The organism is uncultured Polaribacter sp. (assembly GCF_947497125.1).
Taxonomy (GTDB): Bacteria; Bacteroidota; Bacteroidia; order Flavobacteriales; family Flavobacteriaceae; genus Polaribacter.
Map to the genome: position 1 here is coordinate 114,654 of NZ_CANMFI010000006.1, position 17,862 is coordinate 132,515.

The 17,862-nt window shown below is 31.4% G+C and carries 10 protein-coding genes; 4 read left to right on the top strand and 6 right to left on the bottom strand.

Annotated elements, in window-relative coordinates; genetic code table 11:
* The first annotated feature begins 254 nt into the window (after window positions 1–254).
* From Q0678_RS10010 to Q0678_RS10020, 3 genes are all read left to right on the top strand, one after another.
* The gene (locus Q0678_RS10010; protein WP_299057368.1) at window positions 255–3,293 is read left to right on the top strand and encodes a TonB-dependent receptor; all 3,039 of its coding nucleotides are present in this window, start codon (window positions 255–257) and stop codon (window positions 3,291–3,293) included.
* A 10-nt stretch (window positions 3,294–3,303) separates the two neighbouring features.
* The gene (locus Q0678_RS10015; protein WP_299057371.1) at window positions 3,304–4,884 is read left to right on the top strand and encodes a RagB/SusD family nutrient uptake outer membrane protein; all 1,581 of its coding nucleotides are present in this window, start codon (window positions 3,304–3,306) and stop codon (window positions 4,882–4,884) included.
* A gap of 160 nt (window positions 4,885–5,044) precedes the next feature.
* Window positions 5,045–6,445, top strand: a complete 1,401-nt coding sequence (locus Q0678_RS10020; protein ID WP_299057374.1) for a cellulase family glycosylhydrolase — start codon at window positions 5,045–5,047, stop codon at window positions 6,443–6,445.
* Window positions 6,446–6,479: 34 nt separating this feature from the next.
* Here the strand turns inward: Q0678_RS10020 and yiaK are convergent, their stop codons facing one another.
* The 6 genes from yiaK to Q0678_RS10050 all read right to left on the bottom strand — a co-directional run bounded on the left by yiaK (window position 6,480) and on the right by Q0678_RS10050 (window position 14,988).
* The gene (yiaK, locus tag Q0678_RS10025) at window positions 6,480–7,487 is read right to left on the bottom strand and encodes a 3-dehydro-L-gulonate 2-dehydrogenase (protein WP_299057376.1); all 1,008 of its coding nucleotides are present in this window, start codon (window positions 7,485–7,487) and stop codon (window positions 6,480–6,482) included.
* Window positions 7,488–7,553: 66 nt separating this feature from the next.
* Window positions 7,554–9,134 carry a ThuA domain-containing protein gene (locus tag Q0678_RS10030; RefSeq protein WP_299057379.1) on the bottom strand — a complete coding sequence of 527 codons (1,581 nt, stop codon included), beginning with the start codon at window positions 9,132–9,134 and terminating at the stop codon, window positions 7,554–7,556.
* A gap of 234 nt (window positions 9,135–9,368) precedes the next feature.
* Entirely contained in the window at window positions 9,369–10,955 is a 1,587-nt protein-coding gene (locus Q0678_RS10035; protein ID WP_299057382.1) for a solute:sodium symporter family transporter, read from the bottom strand.
* A gap of 81 nt (window positions 10,956–11,036) precedes the next feature.
* The gene (gene xylA / locus Q0678_RS10040; RefSeq protein ID WP_299057385.1) at window positions 11,037–12,353 is read right to left on the bottom strand and encodes a xylose isomerase; all 1,317 of its coding nucleotides are present in this window, start codon (window positions 12,351–12,353) and stop codon (window positions 11,037–11,039) included.
* Window positions 12,354–12,499: 146 nt separating this feature from the next.
* Window positions 12,500–13,987, bottom strand: a complete 1,488-nt coding sequence (locus tag Q0678_RS10045) for an FGGY family carbohydrate kinase (protein ID WP_299057387.1) — start codon at window positions 13,985–13,987, stop codon at window positions 12,500–12,502.
* Window positions 13,987–14,988 (bottom strand): HTH domain-containing protein, encoded by a 1,002-nt coding sequence (locus tag Q0678_RS10050; protein WP_299057390.1) that lies wholly within the window; start codon window positions 14,986–14,988, stop codon window positions 13,987–13,989. The genes Q0678_RS10045 and Q0678_RS10050 overlap by 1 nt, the downstream gene beginning before the upstream one ends.
* A 778-nt stretch (window positions 14,989–15,766) precedes the next feature.
* Between Q0678_RS10050 and Q0678_RS10055 the strand changes: the two genes are divergently transcribed.
* On the top strand, window positions 15,767–17,761 hold the full coding sequence (locus tag Q0678_RS10055) for a glycoside hydrolase family 2 TIM barrel-domain containing protein (RefSeq protein ID WP_299057393.1): 1,995 nt from the start codon (window positions 15,767–15,769) through the stop codon (window positions 17,759–17,761).
* The last annotated feature ends 101 nt before the right edge of the window (window positions 17,762–17,862 follow it).

The window sequence follows — 17,862 nt, forward strand, 5'->3', positions numbered from 1 at the left end:
TTTTTTAACTTAAAATAGATATTATTTTTTAATATCTATTTTTTTTTGTGTAAAATGTATTTTTATGTTCTTTTTATTAACGTATTAATATTTTGTCTCAGATGCTTTCCTATCAGTAAATTATCGGTCTTTGTGAGCTTGTGTTGATTGGGGATTTCGTTTTTAAAAAAGGATAGAACAGGATAGTCAATATTATTTTAATAAATAAATTGTGAATATATTAATCAAATCAAACTAAATTTATGAATCTAAAAATGATACTTCAAGTACCTCCAAATTTAAGGAGGGTTTGTTTTTTAGCTATTCTAATCTTCTCTTCGATTACAATAGCAAATGCTCAAACAGTTAAAGGAACCGTTTCATCAGAGGGTGAGCCGCTACCAGGAGCCTCTGTTTCTATTAAAGGAAGCTCAAAAGGAACAAGTACAGATTTTGATGGTAATTACACCATTAATGTAAACTCTGGGGCTACTTTGGTTTTTTCTTATGTAGGTTTCTCTAGTAAAGAAGTTGTTGTTGGCAATCAGTTAACAATTAACCTTTCTTTAGACCCAGACAATCAGTTAGATGAAATTGTTGTAATTGGATATGGAACACAACGAAAGTCAGATCTGACAGGTTCAGTTTCAACAGTAAAAGCAGAAAGTATAACTCAAAACCCTGTTTCTAGAGTAGATCAGGCGTTACAGGGTAGAGCTTCTGGAGTTCAGGTAACACAAGTTAGTGGTGCTCCTGGAGCAGGAACTGTTATTAGGGTTCGTGGTGGTAATTCTATAACAGGTAGCAATGAGCCTTTGTGGGTTATTGATGGTATTGTAGTAGGTACAAGTTTTAACTTGAATAATATTAACAGTAATGATATTAAATCTATTGAAATTTTAAAAGATGCATCTTCTATTGCAATTTATGGTTCTAGAGGAGCCAATGGTGTAATACTAGTAACTACAAAAAGTGGTAAAAGTTCTGGTGCTGGAAAACCACAAATTAGTTTAAATTTATACAATAGTATACAGTTTTTACCTGAGTTACCAGATAGGTTAACACAAGTTGAGCAAATTGCATTTACAAATGAGAGTGCGGCATTTAGATCTGCAGCAATTCCGTTTCCTAATGATCCTTCTACATATCCAGATAATGATTGGGTAGATTTAGTTTTGGGTCCTGCACTAATTTATAATGCAGATATTTCTATTTCAGGATCAACAGATACTGTAAATTATTACAATTCTTTTAATTATTTTAATCAAGAAGGTATTGTAAAAAGTTCTGGTTTAGAAAAATATATTTTCAGGTCAAATTTAGATGTAAAATTAACAGATAAAGTAAGAGCAGGATTTAGAATAAACTATTCTAGATTAGAGCAAGATAATGCTTTAGCTAGTTATAGTCAAGCTGCTTTTGGAATTTTAAGAACGCAACCAGTTTACAATGACGATGGATCTTATAATGGATTTGACGATGTTGTTGGATCTCCATTTTCAAATCCAATTGCAAATAGAGAATTAAATACAAATGAAACATTTACAAATAATCTTCTAGCAACAGCTTTTTTAGAGTATAAGCCTGCAGAAAATTGGATTATTCGTTCAACATTTAGTCCAGAGTTTAACAATACAAAACAAAATATTTTTAGATCTAGCCAGGCACCAAATTTACTTTCAGTAGGAGATGTAGGGCAGGGTAGTGCTAGTGTAAGAACTGTAGCGAGTACTGGTTGGAATAATGAAAATACAATTCAGTATAGTAAAGATCTTAATGAAGACCATAGTTTTACTGCGCTTGCAGGAGCTTCTTTTCAAAAGGTTTCTACTGAAATTGCAGAAGCAGAAGCTTTTGGTATTACTAGTGATGCTACAGGGTTTAATAGTTTAGGAAACTCAGATCCAACAAGATCTGTAGTAACAAGTTCATTTTCTGGCTTTCAAATAGCTTCGTTTTTTGGAAGAATAAACTATACTTTTAAAGATAAGTATTTATTTACTTTAGTGGGTAGAACTGATGGTAGTTCTCGTTTTGCAGCTGGTAATAAGTACGAATTTTATCCTTCGGTAGCAGCAGCTTGGAAAATTTCTGAAGAGAAATTTATGGAAAATCAAGATGTTGTTAAAGATTTAAAATTAAGAGCTAGTTGGGGTAAATCTGGAAACCAGGCTATTGGGCCATATAGAACATTTGGTCTTTTAACAGAGGCAAATACTACACTTAACGGAGTAGAGGTTCCTGGTTTAACACTGGGAAGACCTTCAAACCCTAATTTAAAATGGGAAACAACAAATTCATTTGATGTTGCTTTAGAAGCTTCTTTATTTGGAGGTAGAATTTTTACTGAATTCAATTATTATTACAAGAAAACAGAAGATTTATTATTAGATGTTACCATACCTAGACAGACAGGGTTTACAAGTCAGCTTCAAAACGTAGGTTCTTTACAAAACCAAGGATGGGAACTTTTATTAAACACCAAAAATGTTAGTACAGATAATTTTAGTTGGAACTCTACAATAACGTTATCATCTAATAAAAATGAAATACTAGATCTTGGAGGAGTAGATTTTATAGATGTTGTTGTAGATCCACTTATAGGATCGGGTAACACACGTTTAATTGTAGGAGAGGCAGTGCCAGTGTTTACAGGAGTTAACTACCTGGGAACCTGGAAAAGTCAAGCAGAAATAGATGCTTCTGGAATGTCTTCTCAAGTAGTTGGTGGTTCAAGATTTGAAGATAGAAATGGAGATAAAATTATCTCTACAGAAGATAATGTAGTTTTAGGTAGCCCATTTCCAGATCTAATTTTTGGATTCGAAAATTCTTTTTCTTACAAAAACTGGGACTTATCATTTTATTTTCAGGGAACGGTAGGAAATGAAGTGTTTAACTTAAATATGCGTAATAATTATTTTAATAGAGGTGAAACTGTAAAATTTGGGGATTTACGTGATCGTTGGACAGTAGATAATCCAACTTCAGATATCCCAAGAGCAGGAGCTGATTCTGTTACAAATACACCACCCAATTCAGAGTATGTAGAAGATGGATCTCATTTACGTCTTAAAACATTAAGACTGGCTTATAATTATCCTATTAATGAAAACGGATTTTTAAAGGGTTTTAAAAATGCAACTATTTACATGTCTGGTGCTAACTTGTTCTTATTGTCTAAAACAAGATTAATAGATCCAGAGGCAAGTAACTTTGGTAGTAGTGGTCTAGGAAATATTGCTCAAGGTTACTTAAGTGCGCAATACCCTAACCCAAGAGTTGTAACATTTGGTTTAAATTTAAATTTTTAGAAAAAAAGATATGAAAACAAATAAAATATTTTTATATATCTTCTTGGTTTTTACAAGTATTAGTTGTGAAAGTTTTTTAGAGGAAGATCCAAAATCATTAATATCTCCAGATACTTTTTTTGCTTCAGAAAATGATGCGAGACAAGCTGTGCAAGGAATTTATGCAATTTTAAAAAATAATTCTTTATATGGGCAAGGAGGTTTAGATTGGTTTTATGACAACGGAGCAGATATTATAGAACCTAATAGATCTGCAAATTTTTTAGAAACAATGGGAAATTACTCTTTAAATGAGGCATTAGCCGATGTGTCTGTTCAAAAGATGAGTGTTTCTGATACTTGGAAAGATTTGTATAGAACCATTTTAAATGCAAATGTAATTATAGAGAGAGTAACAGGAAATGAAAAGATAGGAACACAAGCAATTAGAACAGATATTATTGCAGATGCAAGGTTTATTAGAGGATTGTCTTATTGGCATATTACAAATCTTTGGGGTGATGCTCCATATTACACAGAAGTACTAACTTTAGAAGAAATTAGTGCACTAGGTAGAACAGATGAGGCAACAATAATTACCGGAGTCCTAGAAGATTTAAAGTTTGCACAAGATAACTTACAAGATTCTTATGCAGGTGATCAAAGTGGTAGAGCTTCAAAATGGGCTGCTGCAGTTGTAATGGCTAAAATTTATATGAAGCAAAAAGAATGGGATTTGGGTCTAGATAAATGTTTAGAAATTATCAATCAATCTTCTCATAGTTTATTGCCTACATATAACGAGGTATTCGATCAATTTAATGAATACAATGCAGAAATTATATGGTCTTTAGATTTTGCAAGAGATATTAATAGTCAATTTGACCCTGCATTTCCTGGAGCTGCGTTTGCCGGAAATAATAACTGGAGACCAAGTATGTTTAATCCTCGTTTAAGAGATGAACCCTTAAATACTTCTGAGAGAGATGCTTTAAGTGCTGCTTTAACCGCGCGAGGTGAGGCTTTTAATGGAACGGGTTTACAAGTAGCTTCTAAAGATTTTGCAGAAAAATTTCCAACAAATGATAAGAGAAGAGAATTAAATATTGTAGACAACTACTTAGGTTTTGATTTAGTGTTTCCATACATGGCAAAATTCTGGAACTTAGAATTAGATCGTTCGCCACGTTTCAATCATTCAGATAATAGAATGGTATTTCGTTTAGCAGATGTTCACTTAATGGCAGCTGAGTGTGAAAATGAAAGACCTGGCGGAAATCCTAATGATGCTTTTGAGTATATTAGAAAAGTTAGAGAGCGTGCATTTGCAACAGTTGCAGAAGCAGAAGCAATTCGCGGTTTAAGTCAACAAGGTTTTAGAGAGGCAATTTACGATGAGCGTAAGTGGGAATTAGCTGGTGAAGCTCACAGAAGGTATGATTTAATTCGATGGGGAATTTTATTAGATGTTGTTCAGAATTTAGAATATCGTTTCTGGACTCCTAACACAAATATTAGACCGTATCATACTAAATTACCTATTCCTTTACAAGAATTAGAATTAAATCCGGCATTATTGGAGTCAGATCCAACAAATAATGGATACCGTTAAATCTTTGTTTTGAATTGATTTATTTGAATTTGAAAGCCGAAAGAAATTATTTTCTTTCGGCTTTTTTAGTATAGAATAATTTTTAATAAGATTATATAATCAGTATTGCACAGGACACATAATTAAAAATTTACAAGTAATTTTATTTCAAATTAATAATATGAATTTTTCAAAAAAAATATTAATAGCGCTTTTTATTGTTACAACCATCAATACTTTTTCTCAAATAAAACATGGGCTAAGAGATAAACAAGGCAAACATATTATACCTAGAGGTTTTGTAATAAACACCAATGACCATGCAGGAGAAGTGTTTTTTAATAGTGATGATTATGCAAGACAAGTTAGAATGGGAGCTAACCATCAAGTAATTCGTTTAGAGTTAGGTAAGTTAAGCGAGTTTCCTGGAGGAAAATTAGAACCAGCATATCTTGCTAAATTAGATACATTAGTTGCTTTGGGAAAAAACCACGGCATTAAAACTGTTTTTAAAATGACAGTTTATGGGGTTGATAAATTTATATGGCAAGAATTTTGGGAAAACAAAAACGATTTCCAGTACAAAACTTACATTGATGCTTGGAAGGTAATTTGGAATAGATATGTAAATGAATCTTATGTAATAGGGTATGATATTGTTAATGAGCCTAGAAAGTTGCAAATGAAAATTTCTTACACAGATTTAACAAACAACTATTTAATTCCTTTGTACCAAAGAATTATTGATGAAAGTCAGAAAATTAATGCAGATAAGTTGATTTTAGTTCAATCTATCTTTATGAACAAAGGAGAGAAAATTGACAATAATCAATATGCAGAAATTTCAGCACCAATCAATCGAAAAAATATAGTTTTTGCACCTCATATTTACCAAAGTAATGTCGATTTTATCAAAAAAAACATGGATCGTTTTGATAGAGAATCAGAGATGTTAAAAGCACCAATTTTAATTGGCGAGTGGGGTTTTCCTACTTTCGCGAAGACAGATACTACTTTGGTCGGTAATTTGGGACAATTAAAATACAGAGAAATGTACATTAGAACTGCAGAGGTTTTTGATAAAATGGGAGTGGGCTCTATAAAAGCTTGGTTTTTAGGGAACAGAACAATGCAGAATTTTTTAGCCGGAGGTCCATCAACCTGGTCTATATTTAGCGATAAAACAGATGCAGGAACGGTAGAGCGTAAATATATTACAGACATCATTTCTAGACCCTTTCCTCAAGAAATTGCCGGAGATATTCAATCATTTCTATTTAATTTCCCAAAAAGAGAGTTAACACTAAACATTATTTCAGACAACAGTAAGGGTGCTTCTAAAATATTTATTGGAGCAAACAGGCATTATCCAGATGGTTTTTCAATCATCATCAATAACGATTTTGTGATGTATTATAATCCTCTAAAAAATGTTGGGTTAGAGGTTTATAAAACCACTAAGGATTCTAATCCTTCAGATTTTATTTGGGATGCTAATGCTCAAAAATTAATTATTTTAAAATGGGGTAAAGACAAAACAGATTATACTATAAAAATAGTTCCAGGAATTCGAAATTTTTAAATAAAAGTCGATTTTAACTATTTAATTTAGAGTTTTATTCTTCAGAGAGCGAAATAATTTTTTCCCAAATACCTTGGTTAACCTTAATACCTTCTTTTAAATTTTTTATGCGGGTTTTAGAGCTTCTTTCTCCTGGATAATAAATTTTATCTTCTGCATATATTGGCGTTGCATTATGGGTAAAATCAATAATTTCATCAATTAGCCTTTCTTGTAATCCTTTATCACCAAAAACGGTTGGATAAATACAAATAAAAACTTGCGAAATTGCTGTTTCAATTTCTTTTGAATTTATTTTGGCTGTAGAGTTTCCGGCAGACAATAGAGTTGCTAGCATATCTAGAACTATAGAAAGTGCAGAGCCTTTCCAATAACCAATTGGTAACCCTCTTTCTTTTGTTAATATTTTATTAGGATCATTTGAAAGTTCATCATTGTCATCCCAACCGCCAGGATAAGGTAATTTTTCTCCTTTTAATTTATAATCGTTAATCTTACCGAATGAAAATTGTGAAATAGCCATATCCAATACAACATCTCCTTTTTTTCTAGGTATAGATACAACAAAAGGGTTGTTCCCTATTCTGCTATCTTTTGCGCCCCAAGGAGGCATATTTGGTTTCGTATTTGTAAAAAGTATCGATATACAATCTGCATTGGCAGCTTGTTTTCCATACGTTCCGCCTCTCATCCAGTGGTTCGTATTACGTAATGCAACCATTCCCATGCCGTGTTGTTTTGCTAATTCTATAGCTCTGTTAGTACACTTTGTTGCATTTATAATTCCAGGGCCAAGTTTACCATCCCATCTCTCTATATTGCCAAAAGAACTTACTTTTTCAGCTTCAGCATCTACTTTAATGATTCCTTTTTTTATGTATTCGATAAATAAAGGAACTCTATTAATGCCATGAGAACTTACACCACTTAAAGTACTTTCTGTAAATGTATTGGCAAGTAATTTGGCATTGTCCTTGCTAAATTTATATTTTATAAAAAGCTTATAAAGAAGCTTTTGCATATTTTCTGGTAAAATTTGCATAAATATCTATTTCTGATTCTAATTAGTGACAAGGTTTTGTTTGTTGTAGTTAGAGTTATTTAGGGTTTATAATTGTCTTTTAAATTTTCTAGGTAATTTTTTAATGGATTTTATCTGAATATTTTTATAAAAAACTTCAGCAGCTTCAGATTGAATTTGAATACGACCTTTTGTTAGAGGCATAATTTTACCGTTAGCATTTTTATATTTAGAATTGTACAAAGCCATTACAACTTTACCATTTACAATATGCATACTTGTTCCTTCAAAACAAATTAGTTCTAGGGTATTCCATTCTCCATGTGGTTTTTCATTATCAAAACCTTTATTTGCATGATTTGGTATTTTTTTATCTGCACTTGAAAAAGGATGTAGCATTCCATTTTTTACATAACTAAATTCTTTTTCTCCTGTTCTTTTTTCTGAAGGAATCTCTATTAATGTTCCGCCTAAACCATAATAGTCACCAAGATCTCCTTCTTGAATCTGAAATTCTTGAGAAGACATCCAAACATTCCAAAAAGTTCTGTAAGGCCCAAAAGAATGATATAAAAGACCACTATCTCTTTCTCTTAAAAGTCTAGGTTCCCAAACTTCTTCTCCCCATTTAAATTGTAACTTTAAATGATAGTTTTCATATTCTTGTTTGCTAATTAATGCTCCATAAATTTCTCCAGAGATATGCAGTATATTTTCATTATTTTCTGATGTAAAATTAAATACATTTTTAGGGTCATTATTTAAACCTAAAGGAATTCCTTTTTTACCATCACTTTCAGAATTTATATTTTCTAAATTTTTAATAGTTTTATGAGGTACTCCTATAAATACATCCCAATTTTTGGTGTAATCTCCTTCAAAAAGGTGTGTCCATTTATTTGCAGATAGTTTTTTTATTTGTTTCAAGTTTGTAGCCCATAGAATTCCACCTTTTATCATTTTTTTAAAACGAATATCTTCATAAGATTCATTGGTATGACCTAAACCTGTATAAAAAATTCTGCCTCCATCATAATGATGAAACCAAGTAATAGGATGCTCTTTAGTATTCATCTTTTTGCCTTTGTAAGAAGTTTCATCAACGGAAACTAAAACATTTACATGTTTCGCTACAGGTTTTTGAAAATTATACCATTCGTCTTTAAAAACTTCTTCTTTTTGTAGATGACTTACAGCAGGATGGTTCGTTTCTTTATTGATAATAACTTTTGCAGGTTGTACTTTTGGATGATTTTTAAAGGTAGCGCCCACCATATTTGTAAACCAAGGCCATTGTTCTTCGGTGTTTGAGGCAGCATGAATTCCTACAAAACCGTTTCCGTTTGCAATGTATTTTTGAAATGCTTTCTTTTGATTTTCATCAAATAAATTTCCTGTGGTGTTTAAAAAGACAACTACATTGTAGTTTGATAAATTATCTATAGAAAAATCATTTGCATCCTCAGAAAAATCTATGATCCAATTCGTTTCTTTTTTTAAATTCACAAAGTAATTAATACCTGCCGGAATGGATTTATGTCTAAAACCTGTTGTTTTGCTAAATACTAATACTTTAGGCTCGTTTTGTTGTGAAAATCCCGATAAAAAAAAGAATGCACATAAAATTACGAATAGTTGTTTTTTAATTTTTTTTAAAAATATTTTCATAGAAATTAATTTTATATCATTAATAATGTCTTGATGTTTTCTTACGTTTTTAAAAATAAATCTAATAGCTTATGTAAAAAAAATATACGTTATAACTTTTAGTGATATTTTAAGATTTTAGATATATCAATAGAGAAATACAAAACACTAATAATACAAAAAGAGATTAGAATATATTTTAATCTCTTTTTGTTTGGTTTAAGATTTATTGATGTTTTAATAGGTAAAATATTCTTAACTAAAAATAAGATATGTAGCTATTACAATGGCGCAAATTACCACTCCAAAAGTTTTAACATGTTTCCATGGTGTAACATCTACTTGATTTGTGTACTCTTGCACGTAATCTGTTTCTCTTGGTTTTATTTTTCCAATTACTAACATTAAGATAATTGTTAAAACAAATGCTGCAAATTGAAAATGTAAAAAATGAGGTAAATCCATTTCTAAACCTTTTGATAAAACGATATACGTTACATAAAAAGTAAATGCGAATATAATTCCAGCTTTTGCTGCAATAGCTGGAACTCTTTTTGTTAATACACCTACTACAATAACTGTTAAAATTGGTACACTATACGCTCCGTTTACGGTTTGTAAATATCCAAAAAGGCCGTCTGATGCATAGTATAAAAAGGGCGCTACAAACATAGAAAAGATGGCTAAAAAGATTCCAAAACGTTTACCTACAGTAACTACTTTTTTATCTTCTGCATCTTTATTGATATATTGTTTGTATATATCAACACCAAAAAGTGTTACACAACTGTTTAGGGCAGAGTTAAATGAGCTTAAAATAGCGCCAAACATAACCGCGGCAAAAAAGCCAACTAAATAGGTAGGCAACACCTCTGCCACTAATCTTGGGTAGGCAACATCATTGTTTGTTAAAACTTCTCCTCCCCATTTATGATAGGCAATTATTCCAGGAAGTACCACTATAATAGGACCTAAAATTTTTATAACAGCAGCTAATGTTAATCCTTTTTGTCCTTCTGCTAAATTTTTTGCACCCAAAGCACGTTGAATAATTTGTTGGTTTGTTCCCCAGTAAAATAGTTGTACCAGCATCATTCCTGTAAAAATAGTTGCGAAAGGAATTGAAGATTCTGCACCTCCAATTGCATCTAATTTTTCTGGATATTCACTTGTTAATTTTGAAATACCCCCAAAGAAACTTCCATCATCACTAATAGACATCAAACCAAAAACAGGAATTAATAAACCACCAATTAACAAGCCAATTGCATTTATAGTATCTGATACAGCTACAGCTTTTAAGCCACCAAAAATGGCGTAAATAGAGCCTATAACGCCAATGCTTATTACACAAATCCAAATAGATTGCCACTCTGTAACGCCTAATAGCTCTGGCAGATTAAACATGCCGCTTATTCCAAGAGAACCAGAATACAAAACGATAGGCAACAGAACTATTGCATATCCTGATAAAAATAAACCAGAAGTCATTGCTTTTGTAGTGGTATCAAAACGTCTTTCTAAATAGGTCGGAATCGTAGAAATACCTCCTTTTAAATATCTTGGTAATAAATAAATAGCGGTAATTACCATAGCAATTGCGGCTAAAGTTTCCCAAGCCATTACTAAAATACCATCTGCATAGGCGCTTCCGTTTAGTCCTACAATTTGCTCTGTAGATAAATTTGTTAGTAATAAAGAACCTGCAATAACGGTAGCTGTTAGGCTTCTTCCTCCTAAAAAGTATCCATCTGAAGTATTTTCGTTTGTGCCTTTGGTTGCCAAATAAGCAATGATTGCCACTAGTAAAGTAAAACCTATAAATGAAATGATTCCTAACATATTTTGATTGATTTTTAAAAGATTAATAAAAAAACCTCATAGTTTTTAAAAGCTATGAGGTTCGAAATATACTAAAATATACTAAATATATTGGTTAATTATATTTTCAAATAATTCTTGTTTGCCACTTTGCAAACTTAATTCACCATTTTCTTGTGCAATTTTATATAAGTCAGATAATTCTAATTTTCCTGTTTCAAAGTCTTTCCCTTTTCCGCTGTCAAAAGAGCTGTATCTTTTTTCTCTTAAAGAATTGTAAGATGAAGAAGTAATAATTTTATCTGCAGTAATTAATGCCCTTGCAAAAGTATCTGCACCACCAATGTGTGCTAAAAATACATCTTCCATATCTGTAGAGTTTCTTCTAATTTTTGCATCAAAATTAACACCACCACCTTGCAAACCTCCAGCTTCTAAGAAAACCAACATTGCTTCTGTGGTTTCTTGAATGTTGTTTGGAAATTGATCTGTATCCCAGCCGTTTTGGTAATCTCCTCTATTGGCATCTATACTTCCTAACATTCCTGCTTTGGCTGCAACGGCTAATTCGTGTTGCATGGTATGTTGTGCCAAAGTAGCGTGGTTTACTTCAATATTCATTTTAAAATCTTTGTCTAATCCATACTCTTTTAAGAATCCGATTGCAGTTGCAGAATCAAAATCATATTGATGCTTCATAGGCTCCATTGGTTTTGGTTCTATAAAAAAAGTTCCTTTAAAGCCTTGTGCTCTTGCGTAGTCTCTTGCCATGGTTAAAAACTGTCCCATATGGTCTAATTCACGACCCATATCTGTGTTTAGTAAAGACATGTATCCTTCTCTACCTCCCCAAAAAACATAATTTTCTCCACCTAATTTAATAGTAGCATCTAGTGCTAATTTTACTTGGCCACCAGCTCTTGCAACTACATTAAAATCAGGATTTGTAGAAGCACCATTCATGTAACGTGGATTTGAAAAACAGTTTGCTGTTCCCCATAATAGTTTTACACCACTTTCTGCTTGTTTTCCTTTAATGTAATCTGTAATGGTATGCAGTCTTGCTTCTGATTCTGCAAAAGTTGCTCCTTCTTGAATTAAATCGTAATCGTGAAAACAGAAATAATCAAATCCCATTTTATTGATAAATTCGAAAGCAGCATCTGCTTTGTCTTTTGCAGCCTGAATAGGATCTGATGCTTGGTCCCAGGCAAAATTTTGTGTTCCTGGTCCAAAAGGATCACCTCCTTGTCCGCAGAAAGTATGCCAATAAGCAATTGCAAATTTAAAATGCTCACGCATTGTTTTTCCTGCTACTACTTGTTCTGGATTGTAGTATTTAAAAGCCATAGGATTGTCTGACTCTTTACCTTCAAATTTAATTTTTTCGATTCCTTTAAAATATTCTTTATTTGCCATTTTTTTTAGATTGTTTAATTGTTTGTTCGTGTATTTATTTAATTGTTCTGTGTTGCGTTAGGGATTGAACGTTCTGTTTGAGCTCTCACGCTTTTGGGCGTGAAGCGAGTAGAGAAAGCCCGACCTTTTTAGGGAACGCCCAAATTCTAGTTATTTAAAACGAGTTCTAATTCTTTTTTCCAATTTTTATAAGCCTCCATATATGGTTTTTGGTCTTTAAATGGTGTAAATGTCATTACATGATCATTTTCCATAATGTTTTTGCCAAAAGACTCAAAATCTCCTGTATGTAAATTTGCTGCTCTTGCTGCTCCAATAGCACCTGTGGTGTTGTAAATTTCTATTTCTTGTTGAATTAATGTAGCAACTGTGTTTGCAAAAATTTCTGATCGAAATAAATTGTCATTTCCTGCTCTAATAACAGCCGGGTTTATACCATCTGATTTTAGAATTTCAATTCCGTAATAAAAAGAAAAAGCAATTCCTTCTAAAGCTGCTCTACACAAATGCCCTTTGTGATGGTTGTTTAGGTTCATGTTAACAATTCTGGTGCCAATTTCTTGGTTGTCTAGCATGCGTTCTGCGCCGTTTCCAAAAGGGATCAAACAAACACCATCAGACCCAATTGTAATCTCAGACGCTAAAGTATTCATTTCTTCGTAAGATGAAACAGCTAAGTTATTTAAAAGCCATCTGTATTGGATGCCTGCGCCATTAATACATAATAATTTACCAATTCTTGCAGCGGCTCCTTTTGTATAATTTACATGAGCAAAATTATTTACTCTTGCACTTTCTTTGGCAGATAAACTATCGGTAACGGCATATACAACCCCAGAAGTGCCACCTGTTGCTGCAACTTCTCCTGGATTAAAGACGTTTAATGAAAGGGCATTGTTTGGTTGATCTCCTGCTCGGTAAAAAATAGGGGTTCCTACGGCTAAACCACTTTCTGCAGCACCTTTTTCATCTACTTTAGATTGCATGCTAAAGGTATCTACAATATCTGGCACTAGAGCCGAATGAATGCCATAATATTCTAGCAAAAAATTAGCCACTGTATCCTTTTTAAAGTCCCAGAAAATTCCTTCAGAAAGTCCTGATATTGTTGTGTTTATTGTATTAGAAAATTGGTAGGCAATAAAATCTCCAGGCAACATAAATTTATGAATCTGCTTGTAAATTTCAGGTTCATTTTCTTGTACCCATTTTAATTTAGATGCTGTAAAATTAGCTGGAGAGTTTAACAATTGTGCAGCACATTGTTCTACCCCAATATCTGCAAAAGCTTTGTTGCCAGTTTCTACAGCTCTACTATCGCACCAAATAATACTTTTACGAAGTGGATTTCCTTTTGTGTCAACTAAAACTAAACCGTGCATTTGATAAGAAATGCCAATTCCTTTTATCTGCTCTTTGTGAACATTGTATTTTTTTTGAAGACTTTTTATAGCATTGCAAATATGCAACCACCAATCTAAAGGTTCTTGTTCTGCCCAGCCATTCTTTTGGGCAAACATGCTCATTTCTTCTTCTGGTTCTTGAACTACGCCAATGCTTTTGCCAGATTTTATTTCTACTAATGCTGCTTTAATTGAAGAGCTTCCTATATCTAATCCTAAATAATAATTCATTATAAAGATTCTCTTAAAATTAACTTTGTAGGTACATAATATTGCATTTTATTGTCTTGAAGTACAAATTCTGCAGCTTTTTTACCTAACTCTTCAAAGTCAGTAGAAACTACAGAAATTCCTTTATATATAAATTTTTTCATAGGAGTTTCATTGTAAGATAGAAAACCTACGTCTATTCCTGGTTCAAGGTTTTTAGCTTTACATTGTTCTAAAAAAAAGCCCAACATTCTGTCACTTAAGCTTATATAAGCAATATCTTTTTTTATAATTAAAGAATTTGGATTTTTGATTATTTTGTATTTAAATTCGAATTGAATACAGAATTTTTTTAAATATGTTAAGGTTTCTTTAGGGTGATAAGTGAAATCTGGATACAAAAACACAATCTCTTTAAATTTTCTTAGTGAGTTTAATGCTATTTTTAAAGTTTTAAAAAAGGCTTTTCCAAAATCTTGAAAAACATAATTATTATTGTTGTTAGAATGAATATTCCAATCTAAAAGCAATAACTTATCATTATCTAGATCAGAAATTAAAGAAGACATTTCTTTGTGATTAAATGGCATTACAATGTATTTATAATATTCACCCTTACTATTTTCTAATATTACTTTTAAATTATCGATATCATAGTGATGAAAATACATATCAGTAGTAATATTGTCTGGTAATTCTTTAACAAAAGCGTGATATACAACTTCTTTATAGGCTTTAAAAGTATCTAGAACTAATAAAACTTTTTTAATATTGCTAGCAACATAATAACCTCTTGTAGGAACAGAATCTATAGTGCCATTTTCTTTTAAGATTTTATAAGCTCTAAAAACAGTATCTCTTGAGAGTTTAGTGTGTTTAGACATTTCACTTACAGAAAGCAATGCATCTCCCTTTTTTAATAAATTTTCTGTAATTGCATTATTTATCGCATTAACTAATTGTATATATTTTGGAATTTTATTCTTTTGATTTACATTAAATACAAATAATTCGTTTTTCATTCTGCTTTGTGTTAAGTTAACAAATATAAAAACAAGTTTTTATCTATCTATACTGTTCCATCCTGAAATTATTAGACTTGTTTTTTTTAAATTTTTAAGCATTTTTTTATTGATTTTGTCAAAGTGTTTTTTACAAAAAAAACTCTCCAATTTCAGATTGATTTTAAATTACTCCATTTTCATCATTACTACCCTTTATGTTTGCAGATCTTTTTAAATTTACATTTTTTGAAGAAAATAGATATAAGATGTCGTTTTTTTAAATCAATTAGTTTCTTGTTCTTCCTTTTTTTTTGTCGGAATTATATTTAAAATTATTGTTGTCCGATAAAAGAACCAATCCCGAAATTTCGAGAAAAACTCTGTGCTAACTAATTGACAAATAGTAGTAATTAAACTTAAAATAGTCTTTATTTCTCTTTAAAATTTGTTTTTAAAAAAGCAAGGTATCATTTTTAAAAAAATCTTAAAAAACCATATTTTAATAGAATTTAAGAACCTAAAATGGCTTTAATCGGACATTGATGATTTAAAATACTATCTAAGTTTAAATCTTGTATCAATCATATTTGTGAATTTAAGGTTGTTGCTTTTTTAATTTTAGGAGGAGAGTAAAACACAAATCTATTTTCTTTAATAAAATGTTTTGATTTAAATGTTAGTTCTAAAAGTTTAGTTTTTCTCTTATAAAATTTTTTTACTTAAAAAAAACATTATAGTGCAGGATAGTATTTACCGTTTTTTACTCTAATATTATTTTTTAAAATATATATTTAAAATGAAAGTTGTTGTAACCCTAATTTTAGTGAGTTTTGTATGTCTTTTATCAGCTCAAAATATACGTCATATAGAAACTATAAATGAAGATTGGAGTTTTTTTAAAGGCGAAATTGAAAATCCTTTTTCGAATGAAAAAACCACAATTTGGGAGTCAGTAACATTGCCTCACTCTTGGAATACGCTAGATATTTTAGATGATGAAGATGGGTATTATAGAGGTGATGGATGGTATAAGAAAACAATGGATATTCCTAAAGTTTTTGAAAATCAGCAAGTTTTTATAGTATTTGAAGCCGCCAATCAAGTTACATCAGTATTTGTAAATGGAGAACCTGTAGGCGAAGATCATATTGGTGGTTATACAACGTTTGCAAGAGATGTTACTGTTTTTTTAAAAGAAGGTAAAAATGAAATATCAGTTAAAGTAAACAATGCACACCATGATGAAATTATACCACAGTCTGCAGATTTTTCTTTTTACGGAGGTATTTATAGAGATATTCATCTGGTAATTACCAAACCAATTCATTTTGAAGTGGCTAATCTAGGAACAAATGCTGTATTTATTACTACACCAGAAGTTTCTAGATTAGCCGCAAAAGTAGCGGTAAGAGCGAAATTGGTTCGCCCTAAAAAAGGAACTTATTATGTAAAGCAATCCTTGTTTGATGATAAGCGTAACTTGGTGAAAACGGTGCAATCAAAATCTAAATATGGTAAAGAAGTAGTCAGTTCTTTTACTGTTGAAAATCCGTATTTATGGTCGCCAGAAAACCCATATTTATATACTTTAATTACAGAAATTGTAGATGCTAAAGATAAAGTGTATGATAGAGTAGAGAATCCTGTAGGGTTCAGGTGGTTTCATTTTGATGCAAATAAAGGTTTTTTTATCAATGGAAAACAAACCAAATTAATTGGCACCAATAGACATCAGGATTTTTATAAAAAAGCAAATGCAGTTTCTGATGAAGTTCATAGAAACGACATGAAACTGCTAAAAGAAATGGGTATTAACTTTTTAAGAATTGCCCATTACCCTCAAGACCCTACAATTTTAGAAATGTGCAATAAAATGGGAATTATTGCTACCGTAGAAATTCCTTTTGTAGACAAAGCTGCTGCCAATGAAAAAGGGAAACAGAATACTGTAAATATGCTAAAAGAAGCCATTCGTTTTAACTACAATCATCCTGCAATTGTAGCGTGGAATTTAGGAAACGAAACTACTATGAAAGCACCAAGTGATTTAGGGGAAGCCTACACAAAACATTTTATAGAAACGCACAAAATTTTAGCAGAAACCATTAAAAAAGAAGATAAAACTAGATATTCATACACAGTTTTTTTTAGAGAACCTGCGTATCAAGATAAATTAGGAATTCGATTTACAGAAATTGTTGGTTACAACAAATATTACGGATGGTACAAAGAAGAGTTAAAGGATATTGATAAAAATTTAAGAGATTTAGTAAAACGTACCTTAGCTTTAGATCCAGACAAGCCTTTTATTTTAAGCGAGTATGGTGGCGGCGCAGATCCAAGGTTAAGAACTTACAATCCAACCCGGTTTGATTTTAGTGTAGAATATCAGTTTTTGTTACACAAAGCCTATATGAAAGCTATTTTAGAAATTCCAGAAATTGTAGGTGCAAATGTTTGGAATTATGCAGATTTCCAAGTAGAACATCGTAAAGATGCTGTGCCTCATATTAATAACAAAGGGTTAGTTTCTGTAGATAGAAAAAAGAAAGATGCCTATTATTTATACCAGGCTTTACTAAGTACAACCCCATTTGTAGCGATTGCTTCTAAAGGTTGGTTAAAAAGAGCGGGTATTGCAGATATTGAAGGCGGAAGTATTGCAACACAACCTATTACAATTGTTGGGAATGGAGAAGAGGTTGAATTGTTGATAAACGGAACTTCATTGGGTAAAAAAACATTCGATTTTTCTACAGCTGTATTTAATGTTCCTTTGCAACAGGGGTGAAATTTAATTGAAGTAGTATCTAACAAAGAGAGTAAAACAATTAAAGATTTTGCGACTATAGAATTTACCTTACAGCCTAAAAACTTTAAAAGTAAAACCAA